This is a genomic window from Bradyrhizobium sp. MOS003 (genome assembly GCF_003020125.1).
GTDB lineage: Bacteria > Pseudomonadota > Alphaproteobacteria > Rhizobiales > Xanthobacteraceae > Bradyrhizobium.
The window spans coordinates 37333-62874 of sequence record NZ_PYFW01000017.1 but is presented as its reverse complement, the minus strand read 5'-3'; the positions used below and the strand labels follow the sequence as shown (position 1 = coordinate 62874).

At 63.6% G+C, this 25542-nt stretch carries 29 protein-coding genes, 2 tRNA genes and 1 pseudogene; 9 read left to right on the top strand and 23 right to left on the bottom strand.

Annotated features, from left to right (window positions below):
• Positions 1-225: pseudogene (locus C7G42_RS35640) on the bottom strand (hypothetical protein); the annotation flags it as partial.
• 213 nt (positions 226-438) lie between these two features.
• On the opposite strand from C7G42_RS35640, the gene argE reads away from it, so the two are divergent.
• Positions 439-1611: an acetylornithine deacetylase gene (gene argE, locus C7G42_RS34190; protein ID WP_106953219.1), complete on the top strand. Its 1173-nt coding sequence runs from the start codon at positions 439-441 to the stop codon at positions 1609-1611.
• 154 nt (positions 1612-1765) lie between these two features.
• On the opposite strand, the gene C7G42_RS34185 is transcribed toward argE, so the two are convergent.
• Together C7G42_RS34185 and C7G42_RS34180 are read right to left on the bottom strand one after the other, a co-directional pair.
• Positions 1766-2824, bottom strand: coding sequence for a phosphotransferase family protein (locus C7G42_RS34185; protein WP_106953218.1), 1059 nt, complete (start codon positions 2822-2824; stop codon positions 1766-1768).
• 147 nt (positions 2825-2971) lie between these two features.
• Positions 2972-4207, bottom strand: coding sequence for an acyl-CoA dehydrogenase family protein (locus C7G42_RS34180; RefSeq protein WP_106953217.1), 1236 nt, complete (start codon positions 4205-4207; stop codon positions 2972-2974).
• 208 nt (positions 4208-4415) lie between these two features.
• On the opposite strand from C7G42_RS34180, the gene C7G42_RS34175 reads away from it, so the two are divergent.
• Complete coding sequence (locus C7G42_RS34175) at positions 4416-5099, top strand: TetR/AcrR family transcriptional regulator (protein ID WP_106953216.1); 684 nt, start codon at positions 4416-4418, stop codon at positions 5097-5099.
• A 467-nt stretch (positions 5100-5566) separates the two neighbouring features.
• Here the strand turns inward: C7G42_RS34175 and C7G42_RS34945 are convergent, their stop codons facing one another.
• The 12 genes from C7G42_RS34945 to C7G42_RS34125 all read right to left on the bottom strand — a co-directional run bounded on the left by C7G42_RS34945 (position 5567) and on the right by C7G42_RS34125 (position 14160).
• The gene (locus C7G42_RS34945; RefSeq protein WP_147250323.1) at positions 5567-6097 is read right to left on the bottom strand and encodes a hypothetical protein; all 531 of its coding nucleotides are present in this window, start codon (positions 6095-6097) and stop codon (positions 5567-5569) included.
• Entirely contained in the window at positions 6060-6563 is a 504-nt protein-coding gene (locus C7G42_RS34170; protein WP_106953215.1) for a hypothetical protein, read from the bottom strand. Before C7G42_RS34170 ends, C7G42_RS34945 begins: the two co-directional genes overlap by 38 nt.
• Positions 6553-7218 carry a hypothetical protein gene (locus tag C7G42_RS34165; RefSeq protein ID WP_147250322.1) on the bottom strand — a complete coding sequence of 222 codons (666 nt, stop codon included), beginning with the start codon at positions 7216-7218 and terminating at the stop codon, positions 6553-6555. The genes C7G42_RS34170 and C7G42_RS34165 overlap by 11 nt, the downstream gene beginning before the upstream one ends.
• Positions 7219-7431: 213 nt before the next feature.
• Positions 7432-7824: a RidA family protein gene (locus C7G42_RS34160; protein ID WP_106953213.1), complete on the bottom strand. Its 393-nt coding sequence runs from the start codon at positions 7822-7824 to the stop codon at positions 7432-7434.
• 99 nt (positions 7825-7923) lie between these two features.
• The gene (locus C7G42_RS34155; RefSeq protein WP_106953212.1) at positions 7924-8139 is read right to left on the bottom strand and encodes a hypothetical protein; all 216 of its coding nucleotides are present in this window, start codon (positions 8137-8139) and stop codon (positions 7924-7926) included.
• A gap of 104 nt (positions 8140-8243) precedes the next feature.
• The gene (locus tag C7G42_RS34150; protein WP_106953211.1) at positions 8244-9119 is read right to left on the bottom strand and encodes a beta-keto acid cleavage family enzyme; all 876 of its coding nucleotides are present in this window, start codon (positions 9117-9119) and stop codon (positions 8244-8246) included.
• Positions 9120-9280: 161 nt separating this feature from the next.
• Positions 9281-10510: a CaiB/BaiF CoA transferase family protein gene (locus tag C7G42_RS34145; protein WP_106953210.1), complete on the bottom strand. Its 1230-nt coding sequence runs from the start codon at positions 10508-10510 to the stop codon at positions 9281-9283.
• Positions 10511-10681: 171 nt separating this feature from the next.
• Positions 10682-11887 (bottom strand): MFS transporter, encoded by a 1206-nt coding sequence (locus tag C7G42_RS34140; RefSeq protein WP_106953225.1) that lies wholly within the window; start codon positions 11885-11887, stop codon positions 10682-10684.
• Positions 11888-12008: 121 nt separating this feature from the next.
• Positions 12009-12179, bottom strand: coding sequence for a hypothetical protein (locus tag C7G42_RS35605; RefSeq protein WP_199581291.1), 171 nt, complete (start codon positions 12177-12179; stop codon positions 12009-12011).
• A gap of 29 nt (positions 12180-12208) precedes the next feature.
• The gene (locus C7G42_RS34135) at positions 12209-12424 is read right to left on the bottom strand and encodes a hypothetical protein (RefSeq protein ID WP_106953209.1); all 216 of its coding nucleotides are present in this window, start codon (positions 12422-12424) and stop codon (positions 12209-12211) included.
• Between the two features lie 3 nt (positions 12425-12427).
• A complete protein-coding gene (locus tag C7G42_RS34130) occupies positions 12428-13771 on the bottom strand; it encodes a PQQ-dependent sugar dehydrogenase (protein ID WP_106953208.1) in 1344 nt (447 codons plus the stop codon).
• Entirely contained in the window at positions 13768-14160 is a 393-nt protein-coding gene (locus C7G42_RS34125; protein ID WP_502694251.1) for a DUF2231 domain-containing protein, read from the bottom strand. The genes C7G42_RS34130 and C7G42_RS34125 overlap by 4 nt, the downstream gene beginning before the upstream one ends.
• 234 nt (positions 14161-14394) lie before the next feature.
• Here C7G42_RS34125 and C7G42_RS34120 point away from each other — a divergent pair, with 234 nt between their 5' ends.
• The gene (locus C7G42_RS34120; protein ID WP_106953206.1) at positions 14395-15258 is read left to right on the top strand and encodes a formate/nitrite transporter family protein; all 864 of its coding nucleotides are present in this window, start codon (positions 14395-14397) and stop codon (positions 15256-15258) included.
• 54 nt (positions 15259-15312) lie between these two features.
• Here C7G42_RS34120 and C7G42_RS34115 read toward each other — a convergent pair whose 3' ends face one another.
• The gene (locus C7G42_RS34115) at positions 15313-15771 is read right to left on the bottom strand and encodes a hypothetical protein (RefSeq protein ID WP_106953205.1); all 459 of its coding nucleotides are present in this window, start codon (positions 15769-15771) and stop codon (positions 15313-15315) included.
• Positions 15772-15864: 93 nt separating this feature from the next.
• On the opposite strand from C7G42_RS34115, the gene C7G42_RS34110 reads away from it, so the two are divergent.
• Positions 15865-16563 (top strand): VIT1/CCC1 transporter family protein, encoded by a 699-nt coding sequence (locus C7G42_RS34110; RefSeq protein WP_106953224.1) that lies wholly within the window; start codon positions 15865-15867, stop codon positions 16561-16563.
• 101 nt (positions 16564-16664) lie between these two features.
• Here the strand turns inward: C7G42_RS34110 and C7G42_RS34105 are convergent.
• The 3 genes from C7G42_RS34105 to C7G42_RS34095 all read right to left on the bottom strand — a co-directional run bounded on the left by C7G42_RS34105 (position 16665) and on the right by C7G42_RS34095 (position 17487).
• Positions 16665-16738: transfer RNA gene (locus C7G42_RS34105), tRNA-Gly, on the bottom strand.
• Between the two features lie 340 nt (positions 16739-17078).
• A complete protein-coding gene (locus C7G42_RS34100) occupies positions 17079-17282 on the bottom strand; it encodes a hypothetical protein (protein ID WP_106953223.1) in 204 nt (67 codons plus the stop codon).
• Positions 17283-17304: 22 nt separating this feature from the next.
• Complete coding sequence (locus C7G42_RS34095; protein ID WP_199581289.1) at positions 17305-17487, bottom strand: hypothetical protein; 183 nt, start codon at positions 17485-17487, stop codon at positions 17305-17307.
• A gap of 200 nt (positions 17488-17687) precedes the next feature.
• Here C7G42_RS34095 and C7G42_RS34090 point away from each other — a divergent pair, with 200 nt between their 5' ends.
• Complete coding sequence (locus C7G42_RS34090) at positions 17688-18068, top strand: YciI family protein (protein WP_199581288.1); 381 nt, start codon at positions 17688-17690, stop codon at positions 18066-18068.
• A 9-nt stretch (positions 18069-18077) separates the two neighbouring features.
• Here C7G42_RS34090 and C7G42_RS34085 read toward each other — a convergent pair whose 3' ends face one another.
• Positions 18078-18680: a TMEM175 family protein gene (locus C7G42_RS34085; protein WP_106953203.1), complete on the bottom strand. Its 603-nt coding sequence runs from the start codon at positions 18678-18680 to the stop codon at positions 18078-18080.
• 128 nt (positions 18681-18808) lie between these two features.
• Here C7G42_RS34085 and C7G42_RS34080 point away from each other — a divergent pair, with 128 nt between their 5' ends.
• The 3 genes from C7G42_RS34080 to C7G42_RS34070 all read left to right on the top strand — a co-directional run bounded on the left by C7G42_RS34080 (position 18809) and on the right by C7G42_RS34070 (position 23030).
• On the top strand, positions 18809-20866 hold the full coding sequence (locus C7G42_RS34080) for an ATP-dependent helicase (RefSeq protein WP_106953202.1): 2058 nt from the start codon (positions 18809-18811) through the stop codon (positions 20864-20866).
• Positions 20867-20922: 56 nt separating this feature from the next.
• A complete protein-coding gene (locus C7G42_RS34075; RefSeq protein WP_106953201.1) occupies positions 20923-21903 on the top strand; it encodes an NADPH:quinone oxidoreductase family protein in 981 nt (326 codons plus the stop codon).
• Positions 21904-21998: 95 nt separating this feature from the next.
• On the top strand, positions 21999-23030 hold the full coding sequence (locus C7G42_RS34070; RefSeq protein WP_106953200.1) for an LLM class flavin-dependent oxidoreductase: 1032 nt from the start codon (positions 21999-22001) through the stop codon (positions 23028-23030).
• A gap of 87 nt (positions 23031-23117) precedes the next feature.
• Here C7G42_RS34070 and C7G42_RS34065 read toward each other — a convergent pair.
• Positions 23118-23203: transfer RNA gene (locus C7G42_RS34065), tRNA-Tyr, on the bottom strand.
• A 206-nt stretch (positions 23204-23409) separates the two neighbouring features.
• Between C7G42_RS34065 and rlmB the strand changes: the two genes are divergently transcribed.
• A complete protein-coding gene (rlmB, locus tag C7G42_RS34060) occupies positions 23410-24240 on the top strand; it encodes a 23S rRNA (guanosine(2251)-2'-O)-methyltransferase RlmB (protein WP_199581287.1) in 831 nt (276 codons plus the stop codon).
• Positions 24241-24307: 67 nt separating this feature from the next.
• Here the strand turns inward: rlmB and C7G42_RS34055 are convergent, their stop codons facing one another.
• Together C7G42_RS34055 and C7G42_RS34050 are read right to left on the bottom strand one after the other, a co-directional pair.
• Positions 24308-24817 carry a hypothetical protein gene (locus tag C7G42_RS34055; RefSeq protein ID WP_106953198.1) on the bottom strand — a complete coding sequence of 170 codons (510 nt, stop codon included), beginning with the start codon at positions 24815-24817 and terminating at the stop codon, positions 24308-24310.
• A 43-nt stretch (positions 24818-24860) separates the two neighbouring features.
• On the bottom strand, positions 24861-25340 hold the full coding sequence (locus C7G42_RS34050; protein ID WP_106953197.1) for a hypothetical protein: 480 nt from the start codon (positions 25338-25340) through the stop codon (positions 24861-24863).
• Positions 25341-25542 lie beyond the last annotated feature (202 nt).

Below are 25542 nucleotides of genomic sequence, written 5' to 3'. Positions count from 1 at the left end.
ACCACACGATTTTGCCGTACGCCGATCACACCGGTCGTGCGCGCCAGGTGTTTCGCTCACGGTTGCCCGCCCTGCAAAATCCTTGGCGCCGATGTGACCCACGTCCACCGCCACCCGACCCGCGTTCGTGACGATCGCGATACGCCCCTTTCGTTGGGTCGGGATGCCGCACACATAAGCCAATTCCGAATTTCGGTAAAGTGGAATATTTTCGGTGACCGGCATGGACCCATGGATGGCGTGTTTTGCCCGTCGGGCAGCGCAAGGTCTTGTAGCCTGGATGAGCGAAGCAATATCCGGGATTCGCGCCGCCAGCGGTCGCGGGTATCGCTTCGCTCACCCGGGCTACGGGTGCGTGTTGATTTGCGCAATCAGCCACCGCGTTGGTATGGTTCCTGCAAGCACCTCAGCTTCCATACCCCTGACAAGACTGTGAAAATGCCAAGCCCAAGACCCGACCGGATTCGAAAACTCCTCGCCGACCTCGTCGCCTTCGACACCGTCAGCGATCGCACCAACCTGCCCCTGATTGCCCATATCGAGCGCTACCTCGCCGCGTTTGGCGTCAAAAGCGAGCGCATCACCGATGCGACCGGGCAAAAGGCCTCGCTGTGGGTCACGATCGGCCCCGAGGACCGCCCGGGCCTGGTGCTGTCGGGCCATACCGACGTCGTGCCTGTCGTGGGTCAGGACTGGAGCCACGATCCGTTCAAGCTGGTCGAACGCGACGGCAAGCTCTACGGCCGCGGCACCACCGACATGAAGGGCTTCGTCGCCGTGTGCCTTGCCATGGTGCCGGAGATGGTGGAGGCCAAGCTCACGACACCGATTCATCTGGCGATCTCCTACGACGAGGAGATCGGCTGCGTCGGCGTGCGGCCGATGCTGCGCGAGGTTGCCAAGAAGAAGGTCCGGCCGCTCGGCGCCTTCATCGGCGAGCCGACCGAGATGAAGGTCATCATCGGCCACAAGGGCAAGCACGGCGTGCGCGCGACCTTTCACGGGCTCGCCCGCCATTCCTCGATTGCGCCCGACGGCGTCAACGCGATCGAATACGCGGCCGAGTTGATCGTCGAGATCCGACGGCGCGCGGTTGCACTCGCGGCCGTGCGCGCAACCGACAGCCTTTACGACGTGCCGCACTCGACGCTGCTCACCAGCATCGTGCATGGCGGCGCCGCGCTGAACATCGTGCCCGACACCTGCACGGTGGATTTCGAATGCCGCGGCATCGGCATCACCGAGTCTCGCGAGGTGACAGATGCGATCGTCGCCTGGGCCAAGGCCGAGATCGAACCGGCGATGAAGGCGAGAAGCCCGGAATGCGGCATCGATTTCGAGGAGATCCTCGACTACCCCGCGCTCGACACCGCGGCCGACGCGACCATCGTCACGCTCGCCAAGAGCCTTGCGGGCCGCAACGACCACGCCAAGGTCGCCTTCGGCACCGAGGCGAGCTTGTTTGCCAGCATGGCTGATGTGCCGTCAGTGGTGATCGGCCCGGGCTCGATCGCGCAGGCGCATACGCCGGATGAGTTCGTGGAGATGGCCGAGCTGGAGAAGTGCGCGGGGTTCGTGGAGAAGCTGATCGCGCATTGTGTGAAGGGCTGAGACGTTGCTCGTCATTGCGAGCGAAGCAAAGCAATCCAGACTGCCGCTGCGGACAGATTCTGGATTGCTACGCTCCTCTTGCAATGACGGAGACTGCGGAAGCATCCGGGAACCACAACGCGAAGGCCCGGCCACCGGCCGCGCCTTCGCATTCCTACACCGCCCCTGCCTTCTGCGCGTATTCCCATGACGCCTTGGAAAGCGGCACGGTGCGCTTGGCTGACTCCAGCGCCTTGGCGTTGGCGGCGGTGCCGTCGCGGACGCGGCCGGCGATGCCTTGGGTGATGCCGGCGAGGCGGAACAGATTGTAGGCGAAGTACCAGTTGAGATCCGGCACCGTCATCTTGGTGACGTTGCAATAGATCTGCGCGGCTTCCTCCACGCTCGGGATGTTGAGCGCCTTGAGATCGGCGCCATCCAGGCCCGGCATGATCCACTGCATCAAGAGATAGGTGAAGTCGGCCATGGGATCGCCGAGCGTCGACAGCTCCCAGTCCAGCACGGCCAGCACGCGCGGTTCCGTCGGATGGAAAATCATGTTGTCGAGGCGATAGTCGCCGTGGACGATCGAGACGCGCGCCTGTTCCGGTACCGTCTTCGGCAGCCATTCGGCGACCTTCTCGAACTCCGGAATGTGCTGGGTCTCGGACGCGCGATACTGCTTAGTCCAGCGGTCGATCTGTCGCGCGAAATAATTGCCGGGCTTGCCGAACTCGCCGAGGCCGATCGCCGTGGGATCGTACATGTGCAGTTTCGCCAGCGTCTCGATCTTGCTGGTGAAGATCTTGCGGCGATCCTCCGGCGTCTGGCTCGGCAGCGTCGGATCCCAGAACACACGGCCCTCTTCCATCGACATGATGTAGAAGGCGGCGCCGATGACACCATCGTCCTGGCACAGCGCATAGGCGCGCGCGACCGGGAAGCCCTGTTTCCCAAGAGCCGCGATGACGCGATATTCGCGATCGACCGCATGCGCGGAGGGCAGCAGCTTGCCGAACGGCTTGCGGCGCATCACGTAGGAACGCTTCGGCGTGTTCAGCCGGTAAGTCGGATTGGATTGGCCGCCCTTGAACTGGAGCACGACCAGCGGGCCCTCATAGCCCTCGACGTTGTCGCGCATCCAGGCTTCCAGGCGCAGCTCGTCGAAGCGATGACGCTCCTCGACCGGCTTGGTGCCCGAGAATTCTTCGTCTTTCCTGACGCCGTCAGCCACGGTGACGCTCCCTCTTCAGTCCTGACCATTTCAGGTCGAGCATGATCCTAATCGGTAACCGCTGGCGCACTTGCGTCAAGCGGTCATTCCGAGTGGGATCATGCCCTGCCGTTTCTTCAAGTCGGGAACGTCGTAAGACTCTCCCGCTTAATGCTTGGGAGAGTTGGCATACTTCCGAACCTCGAGCCTGGCAATGGCGCGATTGTGCACCTCGTCCGGACCGTCGGCGAGCCGCAGCGTGCGGATGCCGGCGTAGTCCTTGGCAAGACCCGCTTCGTCCGACACGCCCGCGCCGCCAAACGCCTGGATCGCCTCGTCGATGATCTTCAGCGCCATGTTGGGCGCCGCGACCTTGATCATGGCGATCTCGGCCTGAGCGGTCTTGTTGCCGACCTTGTCCATCATGTCGGCGGCCTTGAGGCAGAGCAGACGCGTCATCTCGATGTTGGTGCGGGCCTCGCCGATGCGCTGCTCCCACACGGAGTGCTCGACGATCTTCTTGCCGAACGCGGTGCGCGACATCAGACGCTTGACCATCTTCTCCAGCGCTTCCTCGGCCTTGCCGATGGTGCGCATGCAGTGATGGATGCGGCCGGGACCGAGGCGGCCCTGCGCAATCTCGAAGCCGCGGCCCTCGCCGAGCAGGATGTTCTCCTTGGGCACGCGCACGTTCTCGAGCAGCACCTGGGCGTGGCCGTGCGGCGCGTCGTCGAAGCCAAACACCGGCAGCATCTTCTCGACCTTGATGCCGGGGGTGTCGAGCGGAACCAGGATCTGCGACTGCTGCTGATGTTTTGCGGCGTTGAAATCGGTCTTGCCCATCAGGATCGCGATCTTGCAGCGGGGATCGCCGACGCCGGACGACCACCATTTGCGGCCGTTGATGACGTAGTGATCGCCGTCCTTCTTGATGCTGGTCTCGATGTTGGTCGCGTCCGACGAGGCCACCGCGGGTTCCGTCATCAGGAACGCCGAGCGGATCTCGCCGTCCATCAGCGGGCGCAGCCATTTGCGCTTCTGCTCCTTGGAGCCGTAACGCATGAACACTTCCATGTTGCCGGTATCGGGCGCGGAACAGTTGAAGACTTCCGAGGCCCAGGAGATGTGGCCCATCTGCTCCGACAGCAGCGCGTATTCGAGATTGGTCAGTCCCGCACCGCGGAATTCGTCGTCCTCATGCTCGTTCGGCGGCATGAACATGTTCCAGAGGCCTTCGGCCTTCGCCTTCTTCTTGAGGTCTTCGAGGATCGGAATGACCTTCCAGCGATCGCCGGCCTTGTCCTGCTCGTTATAGATCGGCACCGCCGGACGCACGTGCTTGGTCATGAACGACTGCACGCGGTCGAGCCATTCCTTCTGCTTGGGGGACAGATCGAAATCCATGGGACGCTCCTCGGTCTCTCTTTGCGAAACTGTTCTGCGCCGGACTGTCCACCGCCTGCACGCGGCCCGCAAGCACGCAGCTCGCGGACGCTTCGGAACCGGCTTCGCGAGTTGCGAACGAATCCCGATTGCGGATTGACATCTCCGGCCTTCAAACGATAGTTTCATACAACTGTTTGAATTGCAACTCCCCTCCCCGGGCACCCTCATGGCCAGCGATCATACGAGATCTGCCATTCTCGCCGCCGCCGAACGGCTCTATGCCGATCGCGGCTTCGGCGATGTGACGCTGCGCGACATCGTCGCGGAGGCCGGTGTCAACCTCGCCGCGGTGAATTATCATTTCGGCTCGAAGGACGAGTTGATCGCGGAATTATTCGTCACCCGCTCGATCGCCACCAACCGCGAGCGCCTGCGCGAGTTGAAGGCGGCGGAGGAAGAAGGCGGCGGCCGCGCGCCGATCGAGGTGATCCTGCACGCGCTGGTCGGACCGACCTTGCGCGGCTGCCTCGGCCCCGAGAACCAGCGCTCGACCGCGGCGCGCTTCATGATCCGCGCCTCGATCGAATCCGTGCCGCCGATCCGCCGCATCAAGAACCGCGAAATCGACCATTTGCGCAAATTCGCAGGCGCGATGCGCCGCGCCCTGCCCGAGCGCAGCGACGTCGATATCTACTGGGGCCTCAACTTCGCGCTCGCGATGGCGCACCACACCATCCGCGAAAGCGAGCGGCTGACCAAGCTGTCGGAAGGCAAATGCGATCTCGATGACGTCGAGGACGTGGTGGAGCGCGTGGTCAGCGTGGCGACGATGGCGCTCTCCAACGCAAGACCAGTCGTGACATCAGCAAACGATAGCAAACCAAGAGTAAAAGGGATTGGGCACTTATAACAGACTCCCCTGCTACTCTTTGGGGCTTGGTCCTTCGCGGTCTACACTGTAGTTGCCGCCAACCCGGCCAGGGCTGTGAGACCCCTGCGTACGAATCGAGTCTGCCGAAGGAACGACAGGTAAGTCCGCAGACGCTGGCGGCTTTGAAGGGCCGATCGAGTAGTTACCGCGCACTTCGCCGGGACTATAGTTCCCCTTTGTCTCGATCATCGAAGGCTCACCTCCCCCGCGTGCTAGCGCTAGAATGACGGCTAGAACGGCAACCAAAGCCATAACGCCTATGGCAACATAGCCCAACTCGCCGACTTGGACTTGTCCTACACGTACAATAGCAAGGACCACGACACACAAAGTCAGAACGGAAAGCGCTGCGAGCGGAATAGGCTTCTTAATTCGCGCAGCCAAGCTAAATTGAGATCTAGTCATCCCGAGAGCCTCCTACCCGTAATATTGTAACATTATGTGCCTCACTCCAATGGGAAGTACGAGAAGGCTATGCGGCGCGCCTGCGCAGCTAAATCCTCTTCGCACCAATCATCGCCAAAGCCAGTCACCGAGAAATGCAAAAGAAAGCTGGTTTCGTGAAGGAGCGTGACCTGTGCCGCATACGGCGTCACACCCGCTTCGGCTGTCGCCTTCGGATTAACATTGAGCCAAGCAAGAATGGGAGCGCCCGATACGTGGTACGCAAATCCGGCTCTATTTTCATCAACGAATATTCCTAAGCGATCTCGTAAAAAGTCGACTTCCCATCGGAAATGGGCAGCAAGAGAATTCATGGCGTCAGAACCGGGCTCGGCCGCAATACCGTGCGGTATAAATTGAACTAAATACCCGCCAACGGGCGAATTCTGTACCGACCATAGAAAATGACTTTGGTGATCTGTCCTTGCAACGTCCCCCACACCTAGACGAAACCGGAATGGAGCACCAATACCGTCCACCCTCAGATAGAACCCGTCACTTCTCGGCAGGGCTTTGATCTCCACCGGGCTCATTTGCATCATCCTTTAAGCCAACCAAGATCGCCGAATCTAATACGGATGCCAATTGAAATGCAGAAACGGCCCAAAGTCCGTTTTCATGTACATTTGTAGCTGCGCAGCCGGCCACATTGTTGCCCTGCTGCAAAAATGATCCGCGAGGCCCCCAAGGATCGTGATACTGAACCATGTAGTCTTCACTTCCGCGCGTCACGCCTAAGCAACTTACCGTATGCGAAGTGATGCCATCACTCAGGGCCAAGATACTCAATTGATTGTTGGCCGCTCCATGCGCGATTTTACCGACTAGAGCAAGCTTCTGCACGAACAACGCTTCGGCGCGACGCGCTCTCTGAATCGAACTCAGTGCAGCATTGCTTTCAACCGGCGCCTCCTCCATCCGACTCTCAAGGATCTCAAATTCCTCGGAAGAATCGCCGAAGTTCTCAGGATCTTGGACTTCGTCGAATTCAATCCCCATTTATCGAATCCGCGCTCGCGATAAGAACTTCCTTTGTCTGTTTTGATAGCTTGTCCGTCGGGGAGCTAACGCCAAAGACAAATCTCACACGGAAGAGACCGTCTTGTTTTGGAATTATGCCTCCTTCTATTACTTCGATCTCACCCGGCTTTAGGCGGAAGCGCAGTCGTGGCCCTCCACCCGATTCTAGCAAATCATTTCGCGCATCCAAAATACCTCGCGGGCTATCGTGCTTATTGCCGTTCGAAATCAGCCACCATCCCGGAGCAGCATCCCGGTAGAGGTCGACGAACAATTGATGCGGCAAGAAAAGGCCGCCATATCTGCGCTCTTTGTCTCTCATGACAATAGGTGCAATATCTTCCCAAGATACAGAAAGCCGGAAGGCTCCCAATACTAGATCAGACAGCCCAGCGTTGCCGATGTTGAGTTCGAATTTACACCCATTTACAAAAACTGGCCGTCCACCGAGTTCCGTAAAATAGCCTTTATCGCTCGGAGTAAACTCAATACGAAGCTGAAACGCCTCCGATAATTGCACAGACGTCGGAGTCAGGACGCTGTTTACGACGTAGTTGCCCATGACCACACCGGGACTATAGTCCCCCGTTGTCCTGACCTGCTTCAAGTCAGACATATCCGCGTCGTCGTTCATGCGCCCCTCGCGCGCGATCAACCTGAACTTCGAGCTAAGATTGCACCACATCGACTTCTGGTGCAATACTGCCCTGGCGACCAAGGTCGTCCGTTTCGAACCAAAGCTAATTGCTCTGGAACGGAAGATCTGGGACCTCAGTTTGCCGGAGCCAACAGCACATGAGTGTAACCCAAGGCCCTCCGAGCAAAGTGCCTAGCAGGGCTGCTTACCTCACATCATCGCGATGCAGTCGATCTCGACGTCGAAGGGGCCGAACCATTCGGGCGTGACGACAAAAATACGCGCCGGCGGATCGATTGGGAAATAGCGGGCATAGATGGCGTTGAACGCGGCGAAATGTTTCGTCGAGGTGCAGTAGACGTTGCACTTCATGACGTTGTCGAGCGAGGCGCCGGCCGTCTGGAGGCACAGCTTCATCTGCTCCATGACGATCTCGCTCTGACGCTCGATCGGCATTTGCGCGATTTCGCCCGTCTCCGGGTCGAACGGCGGCAGGCCGGCGACGAAGATCATGTTGCCGGCGCGCGTTACAGGCGAGACCGGCGCATTGCGGCGGTCGAGAAAGGACGAGATCGGTTCGACGCGGAGCGCTTCGCGCTTCATGGGCGGCCACCTTCGGTGCGAGCGAGACTGACGCCTGACTACACTAGTCTGCAGCCGGCATGCTTCGCTTCTAGTCGAAGTGTGGTGGCAGCCGCGGACTCAAGCCCGCTGCGGCATCTCCTCAGCCTCTTCCTTGGCAAGCAGCAGCAGCATCTCGATGCCCATGTCGCCTTCCTGCGGCGAGCGGATGAACTTTATTTCGTCCGAGCTTTGCCGCAGCGCGGCAATGATGGCGACGGCTTGATTGGCCGTTGCCGCCTCGGTCGCCAGAACTGCCTGCTGGTTCCTCGCCTGAAACCCGATCGTGTAGGACATTCACTTCCCTCCCGACATTCGCGGAGAGATCGAATCAGAGTCGGGCGCGAAGCGGAAGCCTGTGCGACTACGGACCGGGATTATCTGGGGACGGCCCGCAAGCCTCAGGAAAGCCCGAGCATCGCACGCGCGTCCGCGGCCGTCGCAATGGACGCGCCGAGGCTATTGAGGATGCCCACGGCATGGGCGACCAGCTCGGCATTGGTCTTCGCCAGCACGCCCTTGGACATATAGAGATTGTCCTCCATGCCGACGCGGACGTGGCCGCCGAGCAAAAAGGCCTGCGCCACCATCGGGAATTCGGCGCGGCCGATGCCGAAGCCGGACCAGACCGCACCCGGCGGCAGCAGGCTGCGGGCGTAGAACATCGTCTCCGGCGTGGCCGAGAAACCGTACTTCACGCCGAGCACGAGCGAGAACAGGCCCGGCCCCTTCAGCGTGCCGTCGGCGAACAGGTCGCGCGCCAGGTGACAATCGCCGGAATCGAACAGCTCGATCTCCGGCAGCACACCGGCTGCCTTCATCCGTTCCGCCATGATGCGGACGTTGCGCGGCGTGTTGATCACGACCTCGCCGCCGGAATTCATGGTGTTGAGGTCGAGCGTGCAGATGTCGGGCTTGAGCAGCTCGATATGCTCGACGCGCTTCTCGGGCTGAAGCAGCGTGGTACCTGCGGCGGCGACGCGGGGGTCCTCGATCGAGGGCACGAAGCGGCCGCCGGGGCCAGTCGTGAGATTGATGACGAGGCCCTTGTTGCGGGCGCGGATCAACTCGACGACTTCGCGGTAGAGGCCGATCTCCATCGACGGTCGCCCCGTCGCGGGATCGCGCACATGGATGTGGGCGATGGCAGCGCCGGCTTCCGCGGCTTCCAGCGCGGAGGTCGCGATCTGCTCGGGCGTGATCGGGAGATATGGCGACTGTTCGGGCTTGGTGAGATTACCGGTGATGGCGCAGGTGATGATGGTTTTGGCGGTCATTTGATGCTCCCGTCTTCCTTCTCCCCTTGTGGGAGAAGGTGGCGCGAAGCGCCGGATGAGGGGTACCTCTCCACTGACGAGATCGGTCGTGAGGAGAGATACCCCTCACCCGTCTTCGCTTCGCGAAGCCACCCTCTCCCACAAGGGGAGAGGGAAAAAAGTCAGATGATCCCCTGCTTCTTCAACTCCTCGATCTTGCCCGCATCATAGCCGAGCTTGCCGCCGAGCACTTCTTGCGTGTGCTCGCCCAGCAGCGGCGGGGCGCGATATTCGGTGATCGGGGTGCCCGAGAGGGTCAGCGCATTGCGGATCAGCGAAAGCTCCGGCTCGAACTTGTGCTCGGTCTTCACCCGCATGCCGCGAGACTGGACGTGCGGATCGGCAAACACCTGCTCGAAATTATTGATCGGGCCCGAGGGCACGCCGGCCTCCTCCAGCTTGTCCAGCCAGTAGGATACCTTCTGCTTCAGGAACAGGCCCGCGAAGATCGCCATGATTTCCTTGCCGTGCACGACGCGGTCGTTGTTCTTGACGAAGCGCGGATCGGTCGCCAGCTCCGGCGCGCCGAGCACGGCGCAGGTGCGCTGGAACTGGCCGTCATTGCCGACCACCAGCATCAGCTCGCCGTCGGTGCAGCGGAACACGCCGGCCGGCATGCCGCCATTGCCCCAGGTGCCGCGCCGCGGCGGCGTCTTGCCGTTGACGAGATAGATCTGCAGCCAGTGCGACAGCGAGGCGATGACGGTGTCGAACAGGCAGACGTCGATGTGCTGCCCCTGCCCGCCATTGACGTCGCGATGGTAGAGCGCGGAGAGAATGCCGATCGAGGTGTTCATGCCGGTCATGTAGTCGACGATCGACGGGCCGACCTTCATCGGGCCCTCGCCGGGCTCGCCGTCGATATGACCGGTGACGCTCATCAGGCCGCCCATCGCCTGCAGGATGGCGTCATAGCCGGCGCGCGGTGCGTAGGGGCCGGTCTGGCCGAAACCGGTCACCGAGCAATAGATGATGCCGGAGTTGATCGCCTTGATGGTTTCGTAGTCGAGGCCGTAGCGCTTGAGGTCGCCGACCTTGTAGTTCTCCATGAAGACGTCGACGTCCTTGGCCAGTTCGCGGATGATCGCCTGCCCCTCGGGCTTGGCGATGTTGACCGTGACCGACTTCTTGTTGCGGTTGGCGCAGAGGTAGAAGGAATTGTTGTTGTTCGCCTTGCCTTCGGGATCGGTGAGGTAAGGCGGCCCGAAGGCGCGTGCGTCGTCCCCGGTGCCCGGCCGTTCGATCTTGATCACCTCCGCGCCGAGATCGCCGAGCATCTGGGCCGACAAGGGCCCGGCAAGCACGCGGGTGAGGTCAAGGATCTTGATGCCTGAAAGCGGCAGGGCCGACATGTCGATTTCCTCCGGGGAACTGATATTGGCGCGCCTGCGAGATCACGGGGTCGCGCTTCCCAGCGGATACACCATTTTGGCGCCCTGAGCACTGCACTCCGCTCATGCGGCTATCCCCGGCCGGCGCCGGAAGCGCGCGTCGCGGCCGAATTCCGCGCCACGAAGATCGTCTCAGGTCGCGGCCGCGACCGCGACCCGCGGCCGCCGCCGGCCGAGCAAGACCAGGATCAGCACTGCCGCGCAGGAGAACACAAAGGTGAGACCAAGCGCGCCGCGGCCGCCGAACTGGCTGAGCAGACCGGCCAAAAGAGGTGGAGAGAGCGCGGACGCGAGGTTGAGCGGCAGTGCGATCATCGACGACGCCTTGGCGAATTCGGTCTGGTCATAGAAAACCAGCGGGATGGTCGCTCGCGCCACTGCCATCGCGCCGCTGCCGGCGCCGTAGAGCAGGATGAAGACCGCGACCGCCCAGGTCGCCCCTTCGCTCAGCATCAGGAGCAGCATGGCGACAGGCAGCGCCGTGCCGGCGACGAGCCCGGTCGTGATGCCGTCCCACCGCCCGCCGCCGAGGAAGTCGAGCCCTCGCGCGCTGACCTGGATCACGCCGAGCATCGAGCCGAAGGCGATGGCCTGCGACGGCGCCAGCCCCTCGGCCCGCAACAATTCGACAAAGACGGCGCTGAGGCCGAACGTGACGAAGGCATTGAGGGTGATCGCGGCGACGACGAGGCCGAACGTGCTCCGCGGGATTGACGGCGCATCGGCTTGCCTGGCGGTCGCCGTGCCTGCCTCCGTCGCGACCGCCCGGCGCGGCGTTGCGAAGGCGTAGAGCGGAAGCGAGACCAGAAGCAGCATTGCCGCGTAAACCAGACACGTTCCGCGCCAGCCGAAATGTCCGCTGAGGAACGAGGTGGTCGGCCAGAAGATGCTGCCGGACAGGCCCGTCACCAGCATCAGCGCGCCGATGGCGCTCTTGGCCTTGGGGCCTGCCAATTCGTTGAGCAGTATATACGCGCCCGTGGACAGCGTGGCGCTGCCGGCGATGCCGAGGATGACCCAAGCCGCGAAATAGAGCATCGGCTCGTGGGCAAGGGACAGAACGATATAGCCCGGCACGGCCACGATCGTGCCCGCCATCATCACCTTGCGCGCACCGTGCCGCGCAAAGGCCCTGGCGAGCCAGGGCGCGCACAGCCCCATCGTGACATAAAGGGTCGAGGTGCCCGCAAACACCATCGGCAGGCTCATGCCGAGATCGGCGGCGAGGTCGCGGCCGACGATGGGCGGAAGGCCGATTGTACCCCAGCCAATGAGCTGGGTGATCGCGAGCACCAGCAGGACGCCGGTCAGCCTGCTGTCAGATTTCAAGAACCGCATTCCAAACGTCGCCTGCCCGGCGGCGCAGATCGCGCCGACAAGCATCTCTTACCTGCACATCGAGGTCACGGGAATGTCGGTCGGGATGGGCACTGCTGCGTCCGCCGCAGAGCAGCCGTCCTCAAGCGGTATGGCCGGGATCGACGTGCTTCGGCGTCTTCTTGTCGCGCTGCGGCGTCATCTTGGCCGGATCGGGCGCACCGGGGACACCGCGGGGACCCAGCTGTTCGCGCTGGATGTCGTCCTCGGAACGGGATGGCTCGACGCCGTTCGGCTCAGGAGACTTGGTCATCGCGTTATTCTCCTTGTTCGGTGACGCCGCTAAGGGGCCGCCTTGAACCCCAGCGTGCCCTCGCCCTCCTGGCGGCCGGGAACGCTGACGTGAACTTCATGTCCCTGCCGAATCGCCAGCGTCGCGGCCGACACCGCGGACTCGAACGCCGCTTCCTTGGTGGCATACCTGTTCTTGACATCGCCGTCGTGCAGCACGCCCCACTCGTCCTCGACGGGAACGATGGCATATTGTGCAAGGCTCATTGATCACTCCTGACGCTGCGTGAGTTGGGGATGCGCGGCGGTGACGCGCCAGACGGTGTTGCCGGTGTCGTCTGCAATCAGCAACCCGCCGCTCTTGTCCAGCGCAACGCCGACAGGACGACCGCGCGCCTGATTGTCCTGGTTGAGAAAGCCGGTGACGACGTCCTGCGCCGGCCCTGAGGGCTTGCCGCCCTCGAACGGGACGTAGACGACCTTGTAGCCATTCAGCACCTGCCTGTTCCAGCTACCGTGCTCACCGACGAAGGCGCCGCCGCGATAGGCGGCGGGCAGGCTCGTGCCGGTCGAGAACACCATCCCGAGCGGAGCGACATGCGAACTCAGGGCATAATCCGGCATGATCGCCTTGGCGACCAGATCCGGCCGCTGCGGCTTGACGCGGGGATCGACGTGCTGGCCGTAATAACTGTAGGGCCAGCCGTAGAAGCCGCCGTCCTTCACCGAGGTCATGTAATCAGGGACGAGATCGGGCCCGAGTTCGTCGCGCTCGTTCACCACCGTCCACAGTGCACCGGTCTGCGGCTCGAAGCTGAGCCCGTTGGGATTGCGCAGGCCGCTTGCGAACACGCGCCAGCGGCCGCTGGCACGGTCGACCTCGAGGATCGCCGCACGGTTGTGCTCGGCTTCCATGCCGTTCTCGGTGATGTTGCTGTTGGAGCCGACGCCGGCATAGAGCTTCGAACCGTCGGGGCTCGCCACCAGGCTCTTGGTCCAATGATGGTTGATCGGCCCGCCCGGCAGCGGCGTCAGCACCGTACCCGGCGCGGTGATCGTGGTCTCGCCCTCGGTGTAGGGATATCTGACGATTGCATCGGCATTGGCGACGTAGAACTCGTTGCCGACCAGCGCGATGCCGAACGGCGAATTGAGATGGTCGAGGAAGACGCTTTGCGTATCCGGCACGCCGTCGCCATTGCTGTCGCGCAGGAGCGTGATGCGATTGCCCGGTCCGGTGTCGTTGCCGCCCGAGGTCGCCCAGGACTCGATGTAGCCCATGACGATCTCCTTGGGGCGCTTGATCCCCGCCCCCTTCGGCGCCTTGGATTCCGCCACCAGCACGTCGCCATTGGGCAGCACGTAGATGAAGCGCGGATGCTGCAGGCCGGTCGCGAAGGCCTTGACCTGCAGACCCTCAGCGACGGTCGGCGTCTCGTCCTTCTTCCAGCCGACGATGCGCGCGATGTGCATGGGCGGCAGCAGATATTGCTGGATGTCGGGGAGCTTCGGGTTGGCGCCGATCTGCGCCTTGGGATCACCGCTACCGTCGTCGCAGCCGCCCAAGAGCAGCACGGAGGAGCACAGCAGGGCGCGGGACAGCTTCGACATCATCGCGCAACTCCCACGCCGTGACGATACACCATGGCCCAACCGAGCCAGCCGGTGACGAGCAGGATCAGGACAGTGAGGATTGAAAGAACAAGGCCGATGGGCCACACCGACGTCCAGGCATCGCGGCTGTGGATTAGCGTGTTGACGATCGCCAGGACCAGCGCCACGACATTGCCAATCAGATGCGGCCAGGCTGGCGTCTGCGCCCGCACCAGGCGGTTGCCGAGGAAATCGGTGAGGCCCGCGATCGCCGCCAGCACGCCGAAGATGACGCCGACAACGAGAAGCCAGGCGGAGAAATCCGCCCACATGATCTCGGCGCTGGCGACGTAGGCGATGTCGGTCAGCAGCGCTCCGATGAAGCACGCGATCGGGATCGGCACCAGCATCGGATGAATGGGATGACCCGCGATCTGCGCGGTCGTGCGCAGGCGCACCTGCTCTCGCACAGTCTCTTGCACGGTCTGTCCTCTTGCCATTCGCCCCACTACCCGATGGAAAACTCGACCTCGTGACGAAGGTTCCTCAGCGTCGATTGGACGCATCATCGTAACGACCGCACTGCACGGCGGAACCGACGAGCGCGACCGGCCTTGAAAGCGATCACCATTCGGAGACCCAGCGTGGATCAACGCCGCGACGACGACTCATTCAGTGCGGCCTCGAAGCTGGACGGCGTCTCGCAGCGCCAAACCGAGCAGATCGAGTCCCAAAGCCGGCCGAATGCTGCGCTCATCCACGAGACGATCCGCGCCGAGGGCGAGCAGGAATTGGAGCGGCGATGGTGGGCGATCGTGATGTCCGGCTTTGCCGCCGGCCTGTCGATCGCGCTGTCGCTGATCGTCCAGGGGGAGTTTTACGCGCTGATCTCCGATGAGGGAACGCGTCGCCTCGTTGCGCCGCTCGGCTACACCGTTGGCTTTCTGGTCGTCGTGCTGGGGCGGCAGCAGCTTTTCACCGAGAACACGCTGACACCGATCCTGCCACTGCTGCACAATCGCGATCTCGGCACGCTCGGAAGCGTGGCCCGTCTGTGGGCCCTGGTCCTCGCCTCCAACCTCGCGGGGACCTGGGCGGTCGCCTCCGTGCTCGCTCACACCAGCATCTTCGAGCCGCGTATCGTCGATGCCTTCGTTGAGATCAGCCGGCACACCGTGGAGGGCGACTTCACGTCGACCCTCGTCCGCGCGATCTTTGCGGGCTGGCTGATCGCCCTGATGGCATGGCTGCTGCCGGCCGCCAAGGGATCGCGCGCGCACATCATCGTCGTGATGACCTATGTGGTCGCACTCGGCGGGTTCGCGCACATCGTCGCGGGCTCGGTCGAGTGCGCCTTTCTGGTGCAGAGCGGCCGGGCATCGCTCGCTCAATACGTCATGGACTTCTTCACGCCGACGCTGCTCGGCAACATCCTGGGAGGAACGACCCTGGTTGCGCTATTGAACTACGGACAGGTCGCCTCTGAGATTGACGACCACAGGGAATGAAAAGGACCGCGGCCTGGATGGCCATGGGCCCGGGCCGCGCTCGCGGCGGCGACATCAGCTTTCTCGGTGCCCGCGAGCGCCGACGCGCGTCAGGCCTAGCCTTTCACGGACCGCGTCATCCTCGATCGCCTGATCCAGGCGCGCATCCTTGCCGGTTTCGAAATCTTCCGCGATCGCCTCGAGTGCCCGAAACGCCTCCCCTGCGCTGGGTGCCGCCGCGATGTGAGCAAGCGACTGACCGTTGACCGTGAGATCGGCCTCGCCCCACGGCGTGGTGTCAATCTCAAGGCGGTCGCCGCCGGCCTTTGCGGTGAAGTGCTGGACGGTGGATTTGGAAGTCGGCAGCGTGAGATCCGGCGTCCAATCGATCGGCTTGTCTGTCATGTCGTGGTTGTCCCGAAGTTGCAGCCAACGGATAGACGATCGGGTGCCGGGGGCATTGACCTGGATCAGCTCATGGCGATCTGCCTTGGCCAGTGTCTGGCAACGGCCACAGGCCTTGATCGGAATCAAGACACACCCGGGCTGCGGCCTTAACATCAGGCAAGCGCAGATTTGCTCCTGAACGGATCGAAGCGGCTGATCCAAACGCTGAGGAAGACATCCATGAGCCGTCTTCGCCACAACGAAACACACCTGGTCGATCGCATAGGATGGCTCAGGGCCGCGGTGCTTGGCGCCAACGACGGAATCATATCAACCGCTAGCCTGATTGTCGGAGTAGCGGCAGCTGCGGCGAAGCAGAACGACGTTCTGATTGCAGGGGTCGCGGGACTGGTCGCCGGTGCCATGTCCATGGCCGCAGGCGAGTATGTCTCTGTGAGTTCGCAGTCCGACACTGAGAGAGCGGATATCGCAAGAGAACGAAGCGAACTGCGCAGTAATCCCGTCGGCGAACTCGGTGAGCTTGCAGAAATCTACATCCGGCGCGGGCTCGACGCTGACCTTGCCCAGCGAGTTGCAGCGCAACTGATGAAGAACGATGCGCTCGGTGCCCATGCTCGCGATGAACTGGGCATTTCAGAGATGACCACCGCACGGCCCGTGCAAGCAGCTATAACTTCGGCCGTGACATTTTCGGTAGGAGCAGCAATGCCATTGCTGATGGTCGTCGTGTCACCTTCGAACGTGCTGGTGCCGGTTACGTCAGCGGCGGCCCTGGGCTTTCTTGCGCTTCTCGGCGCGATCGGCGCAAAGGCAGGCGGAGCGAATATCCTTCGCGCGACGATCCGGGTCACGTTCTGGGGAGCATTGGCACTCGGCATCACCGCTGGGATAGGAAAACTGTTTGGCGCGATACTCTAGCAACCAGACCTATCCTCTCTCGGAAAGCGAGTATCAGAACGCGTAAAGCAGCCCATTTGTCAGAATGAAATCCGACGCTTTCGCTAAGTCTTTGAAAAGGCTGGAGCGGGTGAAGGGAATCGAACCCTCGTATTCAGCTTGGAAGGCTGCTGCTCTACCATTGAGCTACACCCGCGTGACCGGCTCCCTAACACGGCCGGGCGGCGGTCTCAACTGCCCAGGCGGTCGGTTTCCAACGTCTCCCCGGCCCTGCGAGCCCCAGGTTCCGCCGGAGCCGCCGCCTCTTAACAGCGGCGCCGATGCCGCCTATATTGAACTCTTCCGAAACCAACGAAAGGAGGTGATCCAGTGTCTCTTACCAAGCGCTGTCACCTCGCTGGGATCGCCCGCTAAGCTCTGAATAAGGGCCTGGCATCGGGGCGCTCTCAGCCCTGGACCAGCGAGCAAGAAATCGGGCGCGACGGGGCTTCCCCGCCGCGCCTTTTTCTTGAGATGTCCTGAATCGGAAAACGAGGTCAGCCCGTGCGAAGCCGCTCGCGCAGCGCGACGGCGGCGATCAGCATGCCGACGCACCAGGCCACGACTGCGCGGTGAGGCTCCCCGCCGAGCAGCACCGTGACAATGCTCGTCAGCAGGCACGGCACGATGGCCCTGCCCGTCCGGCTCGTCAGCGCGAGCAGGAAGGGCATCGCCGCGATCGATATTTGAAGGACGTCCATATTGGTCATCGGTCGCGAGGCTTCAGAAGCCGCAAACACCGAGCGCGCGCGGGCGCTTGCCGCCCCGGCTTTCGACGATGCGCTCGCCGCCATTCTCCGCCGAGCTGCCGTAATAGCGGTGATGGCCGCTTTGGTCGTGCAGATCGGCCGCCTGAGATTGTCCGGCCCGACGTGCGTCGCAGATGATCTTGATATGACTCGACATTGCCGCCTCCAGCAGAAATCTTGTTGTTGTGGTCATCAGTCGCGATCGCTTCCGGCGGCGTTCACACGACGGGTGCGCAATCGGGTTTCAGGACGGTTTCGTCGCGGCACGGCAACGCAATATTTTATGTGCGGGGATTGTCGGCATCGCCTGCGGTGCTACGTCCTCTGAGACCGGTGCAGAAAGACAACGAGGTGACGATGCTGTACGCCATCCTGGCCTACCATGTGGAAGACGAAATCCTGTCCTGGACGCCTGAGCAGGACGCCGCGGTCGTCGCCAAGGTCATCGAAGTTCAAGCCCCCTTGCGGGCCAGCGGGCAATTCGGGCCGGCCGCTCGGCTGGATGAGACCCGAAAGGCCCGCACCTTGCGCGGCCCCGGCGCTGGCATGGTGCTGGACGGCCCGTTTGCCGAGACCAAGGAACAGCTCCTGGGCTTCCATTTGATGGAATGCGCCACCGAGGAAGAGGCGATCACGGCGGCGCGGAAACTGCGTGCGGTCAATCCGACGGCGGTCTACGAAATTCGCCCGGTCAAGCTTTACGTGCCAGCCGATGGGTTCGGCGCGACGTCCGGGTGAGGCTCAGCCTCACGCGCCCGGCCCCGTCCGCGCACCGTAAAAGCGCTGGATCAGGAGGCCGCCGAAAGCGATGAACCACAGGAAGGGCGCGGCGTGCGGCGCGAAGGCCGCCACGATCGTGCCCGGAATGAACACGAGCAGCGGAAACAGCGAGGCCATGATTTCATGGCTCCAGCCGCCCAATATCCTCCACCATAGCCAGGCGTTGAGGCCGGCGATAGCGCTCAGATGCAGGCCATAGAGCACGGCGACCGCGCTGCTGAGGGGATAGTTGGTGTAGAGGCCGTTGGTAACCGGCAGCAGCACGATTGAGAGCAGGAAAAACAGATTGAGCATCACCGCCCCGCGGCTGCCCACCGGCTGACGCGCCAGCCGCCGGTGATGGCTGATCCAGAATACGCCGGCAATGATGAAGCTGAGGGCGAAGCCGATCAGCTTGCCGGAATAGACCCGGGCCAGATCGTTCCAGTCGGGCGCGCCAGTAAATACAGCGGCCTTCGGCAGGTCATAAGCCAAAAGCGTCATGGCGACGCCAAAGATGGTATTGCTGAGCGACTCCAGCCGCCGCATCTCGAACTGTTCGGGCTTGGACTCGAACTTGGGCTCGGTCATGCCGGTTGCGCGCTTTCGGGCTGGAACTTTTGGGCCTTCTTGTCCCTAGGTGTTAAATCGAGTTGCGTCCAGACGCATTGCGATTCGCGCGGCAATAGCCGACTCTCGCTCTTTCACCGGGGCGATTCGTGGCGACATATCTGGACACGCTCAATGCGGAGCAGCGCCGCGCCGTCGAGCATGGCGTGGCCGATGGCGCGACCGTGGGCGCCCCCCTGCTGGTCATTGCCGGCGCCGGCTCCGGCAAGACCAACACGCTGGCGCATCGCGTCGCGCACCTGATCGTCGCCGGCGCCGATCCGCGCCGCATCCTGCTGATGACGTTTTCCCGCCGCGCCGCGGCCGAGATGGCAGGCCGGGTCGAGCGCATCTCCCGCAAGGTGCTAGGTGAGAACAACGCCGCGATCATGCGCGATGCCCTCACCTGGGCCGGCACCTTCCACGGCATCGGCGCGCGCCTGTTGCGCGAATATGCCGAGCGGATCGGCGTCGATCCCGCCTTCACCATCCACGACCGCGAGGATTCCGCCGACCTGATGAACCTGGTCCGGCACGAGCGCGGCCTGTCGAAGACCGAGAGCCGCTTTCCCGCCAAGGGCACCTGCCTGTCGATCTACTCGCGTTGCGTCAACGCCGAGTTGGAGATCGAGAAGGTGCTCGGGCAGCATTATCCCTGGTGTGCGGGGTGGGCTGCCGAGCTGAAGGGCCTGTTCGCCGCGTATGTCGAGGCCAAGCAGGCCCAGCACGTGCTCGATTACGACGACCTGCTGCTCTACTGGTCGCAGATGATGAGCGATGCGCTGATCGCCGAGGAGATCGGCGGCCGCTTCGATCACGTGCTCGTCGACGAGTACCAGGACACCAACCGCCTGCAATCCTCGATCCTCCTGGCGCTCAAGCCCGACGGACACGGGCTCACCGTGGTCGGCGACGATGCGCAGTCGATCTATTCGTTCCGCGCCGCCACGGTGCGCAACATCCTGGATTTTCCGCAGAACTTCTCGCCCCGCGCGGAAATGATCACGCTCGACCGCAACTACCGCTCGACGCAGACCGTGCTGGCGGCGGCCAACGGCGTCATCGGGCTTGCGCGCGAACGCTTCACCAAGAACCTCTGGACCGACCGCACCGCCTCGCACAAGCCGCAGCTCGTCACCGTGCATGACGAGGCCGACCAGGCGCGCTATATCGTCGAGGAGGTGCTGGCGAACCGCGAGCAAGGCGCGCTGCTCAAGCACCAGGCAGTGCTGTTCCGGACCTCCTCGCATTCCGGTCCGCTCGAGATCGAGCTGACCCGGCGCAACATTCCGTTCGTGAAGTTCGGCGGGCTGAAATTCCTCGACGCCGCGCACGTCAAGGACGTGCTGGCGCTGCTGCGCTTTGCCGAGAACCCGCGCGACCGCGTCGCCGGTTTCCGCATCCTGCATCTGTTGCCGGGCATCGGGCCCGCGACCGCGCAGCGCGTGCTCGACCAGATGGCGGAAAGCACCGACCCGCTTGCCGTGCTCGGCCAGCTGCCGGTGCCGCCACGCACCGGCGCGGACTGGACCGACTTCGTCCGCACCGTCGAGAATTTGCGTTACTCGGAATGGCCGGTCGATCTCGAACGCGTGCGGCTGTGGTACGAGCCGCATCTCGATCGCCTCCACGAGGAGTCCGAGACACGTCGCGCCGATCTGATGCAGCTCGAGCAGATCGCGAGCGGCTATGCCAGCCGCGAAAAGTTCTTGACCGAGCTCACGCTCGACCCGCCGGATGCGACCAGCGACAAATCCGGGCCGCCGCTGCGCGACGAGGACTATCTGATCCTCTCCACCATCCACTCCGCCAAGGGCCAGGAGTGGAAGTCGGTGTTCGTGCTCAACGTCGTCGACGGCTGCATGCCGTCCGATCTCGGCGCCGGTACCTCCGCCGAGCTCGAAGAGGAGCGCCGCCTGCTCTATGTCGCGATGACACGCGCCAAGGACGATCTGCACCTCGTCGTGCCCCAGCGCTTCTTCGTTCACGGCCAGGCCGCCAAGGGCGACCGCCACGTCTACGCCTCGCGCACCCGCTTCATCCCGGAGCAACTGGTCTATTTGTTCGAGCGCACCGCCTGGCCGAAGGCCGCCGCAGGCGCAGCCCGCACCGCGGCGCAGGGCCCGAAGGTCGACATCGGGGCGCGGATGCGCGGGATGTGGCGGTAGACGCAAGCGGCTCGTCGCAGGACCTGTCAGGATAACGGAAACAACAGAGGTCCGGCATGAAAGCCGTCGTCGTCGAGCGATACGCCCCCATCGATCAGATCGAACTGAAGGACGTTCCGTCGCCGTCCATGGAGCCGGGACAGGTGCGCGTCCGGGTCGAAGCTGCGGGAATCGGCTTCGTCGACGGCCTGAAGATCGAGGGACGCTATCAGACCAAAGATCCCCTGCCCTTCATCCCCGGCACGGAGTTCGCGGGCGTGGTGACGGACGCGCCCGGCTCCCCCGGCGGCTATCAGGCCGGCATGCGCGTGATGGGCATGACGCGGTCGGGCGCGCTGGCCGAGGAGATCGTCGTTGGGCCCGAAGCGCTCCATCGCCTGCCCGACGGCGTCGCGGCCGAAGTCGCCGCCTCGTTTCGTGCCAACTATCTCACCGCCCTCTATGCGCTGAGCGCGCGCGCCTCGCTGGTCGCCGGCGAGCAGCTGCTGGTGCTGGGTGCGGCCGGCGGCACAGGCACCGCAGCCGTGCAGATCGGCAAGCTGCTCGGCGCCCGCGTGATCGCGGCGGCATCGACGCCGGAGAAACGCGACTTCGCGCAGGCGCACGGCGCCGACGCGGTGATCGACTACACGCAGACCGGCTGGCGCGACACGCTCAAGGAGTTGACCGACGGACGCGGCGCCGACGTGATCTTCGATCCCGTCGGCGGCGAGATTTCGGTGCAGGCGTTTCGCTCCATCGCCTGGCGCGGACGCCATCTCGTGGTCGGCTTTGCCGCCGGCGCCATTCCCGCATTGCCGTTCAATCTGCCGCTTCTCAAGGGCGGCGCGCTGCTCGGCGTCGACCTCGCGCAGATTGCAGCCCGCGAGCCCGACGTTCAGAAGCGTCTGATGTCGGAACTGATCGGCTGGCTCGCCGACGGCAAGCTGAAGCCCGCCGTCGGCCGCGTCTTCGCGCTCGAGGAGTTTCGCGAGGCGTTCAAGACGATGCAGACGCGCGAGGCGCTCGGCAAGATGGTGTTGCGGATCGCGCGATAGGCCCCACAAACGGAAACCGAGCATTTCCGGAATGCAGCCTTGTGGGCTGGCGGTCGTCCATTAAATCTGGCCGATCCTCCACAGAGATCTGATCGATGACCGCACCGCTTCAATTCGGACTGGACACCTTTGGCGACATGACGAAGGACGCCGCCGGCGCCATGCTTCCGCACGCGCAGGTGATTCGCAACGTCGTCGACGAAGCCGTGCTGGCCGACGAGCTCGGCCTCGACTTCATCGGCCTCGGCGAGCATCACCGCGCCGATTTTGCGATCTCCTCGCCGGAGACCGTGCTCGCGGCGATCGCAGCGCGTACCAAGCGCATCCATCTCGGCTCGGCCGTGACAGTGCTGTCTTCGGACGATCCCATCCGTGTGTTCCAGCGCTTCGCCACGCTGGATGCGCTCTCGAACGGACGCGCGGAAGTGATCCTCGGCCGCGGCTCGTTCACGGAATCCTTTCCGCTGTTCGGCTTCGACCTGCGCAAATACGAAGAGCTGTTCGAGGAGAAGCTCGACCTGTTCGCCGCGCTCCTGTCGCAGAAGCCGGTGAGCTGGGAGGGCAAGCTGCGTCCGCCGCTGCGGGATCAGCTGGTCTATCCGCCGGTCGAGCACGGCACGCTCAAGACCTGGATCGGCGTCGGCGGCAGCCCGCAATCGGTGGTGCGCGCCGCGCATTACGATTTGCCTTTGATGCTCGCCATCATCGGCGGCGATCCCGCGCGCTTTGCGCCCTTCGTCGATCTGCATCACCGCGCCGCCAAGGAATTCGGCCGCACCGCGCAGCCGATCGGCGTGCACTCGCCCGGCTATGTCGCCGAGACGGACGAAGAAGCGCGCGAACAGCTGTGGCCCGACTACAAGGCGATGCGCGACCGCATCGGCAAGGAGCGCGGCTGGCCGCCGATGGGCCGCGACGAGTTCGTCAACGAGGTCGAGCACGGCTCGCTCTACGCGGGCTCGCCGGAGACGGTGGCACGCAAGATCGCGAGGACGGCGAAGACGCTCGGCATTGCACGGTTTCAGCTGAAATATTCGGCGGGGCCGCTGCCGCACGAGAAGCTGATGAAGAGCATCGAACTCTATGGGCGCAAGGTGGTGCCGATGGTCCGGGAGCTGATGGGATAGCGGTTTGGCTTCAGTCCGTCTTCGCCCTACGGCTTCGCCGGACACCACGCTTCGGGCTGCGCCACGCGTAGCCCGAAGGGCGAAGCATGGTGGGGGAGGCAGGACTCGAACCTGCGAAGCCATAAGGCGGCTGATTTACAGTCAGCTCCCTTTGCCACTCGGGACACTCCCCCGCTCGACGGCAGCACAATCGGGCCGGACCTTGCCGGCGACCGAAGACGGCCATGGAACGTGAAGGCCGCGACAGCCCGGATGGGGGCGCGACCGGGCGCGGTTATCGGCGAAGCCGTGGGGTAAAGTCAACCGAGGCGAACAGCTAAAATCGCCCTCTTGGGCGTCCAAATTGCCATATTCGGGGACCCGTGACACAAGCGAGCCCATGAAGGATCGAAAATTCACCCCGAGGGGCCCCCGCGGCGGGGCTAAGCCTTTCAACAGACCCGGGAAATCGGCCGGCAAGCCAGCCTGGCGCGACCGCGATTCGCACCCCGACGGGCCGGTCATCCTCTACGGCTGGCACACCGTCACCATGGCGCTGGCCAATCCGGCGCGGCAGATCCGCAAGCTGACGCTGACCGAGAATGCCGCCAAGCGGCTCGCCGACGAGAACATCCAGACCCGCGTCACCCCCGAGATCGTCCGGCCCCAGGAGATCGACCGGCTGCTGTCGCCGGACGCCGTGCACCAGGGCCTGCTCGCCGAGGCCGATCCCCTGCCCTCGCCCGACATCGAGGACCTCAAGCAGGACGGCATGGTGCTGGTGCTCGACCAGATCACCGATCCCCACAATGTCGGCGCCATCCTGCGCTCTGCGGCAGCCTTCGCGGTGAAGGCGATCGTCACCACCGCGCGCCACAGTCCGGAAGCAACCGGCGTGCTCGCCAAGGCCGCCTCGGGCGCGCTGGAGCTGGTGCCAATGGTGACCGTGCAGAACCTCGCGCGCGCCCTGACCACGCTGAACGACATCGGCTTCCAGACTGTCGGCCTCGACAGCGAAGGCAGCGAGGATCTCTCGGAGGTCGCGCTGCGCGAGCCGCTGGCACTGGTGTTGGGGGCCGAAGGCAAAGGCCTCAGGCAATTGACCCGCGAGACCTGCAGCGTCGTGGCGCGGCTCGACATGCCCGGCGAGATCAAGAGCCTCAACGTGTCGAACGCCGCCGTGCTCTCGCTCTATGTCGGCGCGAGCCGACTGGGGCTGATGAAGCGGTAATTCAAACAAGCAAAACGCCCGTCCGCATCGCGCGAACGGGCGTCTCGTCAGCTCAACCGATCAGGGATCAGTAGTAGCGGCGCAGCACGCGGTGGCCGCCGTAATACGGGGCCGGCGCGTGGCGGTGGGCGTAGCCGTAGCGCGGACCGTAGCCGTAATGCGTGCGCGGAAGATAGCCGACACGCGGGCCGTAGCCGTAGCGATACGGCCGATAGTACGGGCGATGATAGGGAACCACGGCGGCGCGATAGCCGTAGCCGTAACCACGGCCATAGCCGTAGCCGTAATTGGCGGGCGCGACGACCGCGTCTTCACGGTAGGTCGGATACGGCGCAAAGGCACCCGGGCCGGTATAGGTCGGACCCTGGTTGACGTGATAATATTGCGTGGTCGGCTCGGCGAGACGCTCATAGGCGCCGTAGCCGGCGCCATAGCCGTAGCCGCCGCAACCGGTGTTGCAGCCGGAATAGACCGGTGCGACCGGCTGGCAGGGGTTGAAGCCGCACGCCGCGGCGGGTGCCGTGGCGACGAACATCGCGGCAGCTGCCGCGACCAGTCCCGAAATCATCTGACGCATTACTCTCTCCTGTTGATTTCCGTTTGTTGGATTTTGACGTTTCTTAACCCGGCGGCCGGCCGGGGGCTTGGACACGCGGTCGCGGTGGCCGCGGACGATCGTTGATCTCGGGTGCGAGGATCACCGGCGGCGCGTCGACCGGCGCATTCATTTGCGCCGGCAGCGGCGCCGATTGCGCGCCCCAGCTCTGGTAATAGCTCTCGGCAGGCTTCGGCAATTTGCGGTTCGCGGGCGGCTCGACCTCGAGCCGGCCATAGCCGGGCCGCAGGCCCATCGTCGGATAATAATGGCCGACGTCGGCCGGTTGCCGCTCGGCGACATAGCGTCCGCCATAGATCGTGGGCTGCACCTGCTGGTTCTTGCCCAGGCCCCAGACACCCTCGACCACGGCATAGGACGCGTCGATATTGTTGATGATGATCGGCACGCCGGGCCGGCCGGGCACGACGATATCGAAGCCGCCGCCGGCAAACGCCGTCGCGGGCAGTCCGATCAGAAAGGCAGCGAGCGCTACAGCACGCATCAGGGGACCTCGGTTATGCGCCGGCAACCTACCCGATGGCGGCGACAAGAGGGTTAAGGCGCCCTCACCAATTTCCGGTAAGCCTAATGTGTAAGGATTGCGCGGCGTTCAAATGCCGCCGAGCCAGCTAGCGAAGCGTTAACGGCGCGCGTCAGAGCCAGCATGGAACCGCACCGTGCTCACATCGGTTTGACCAACCAAC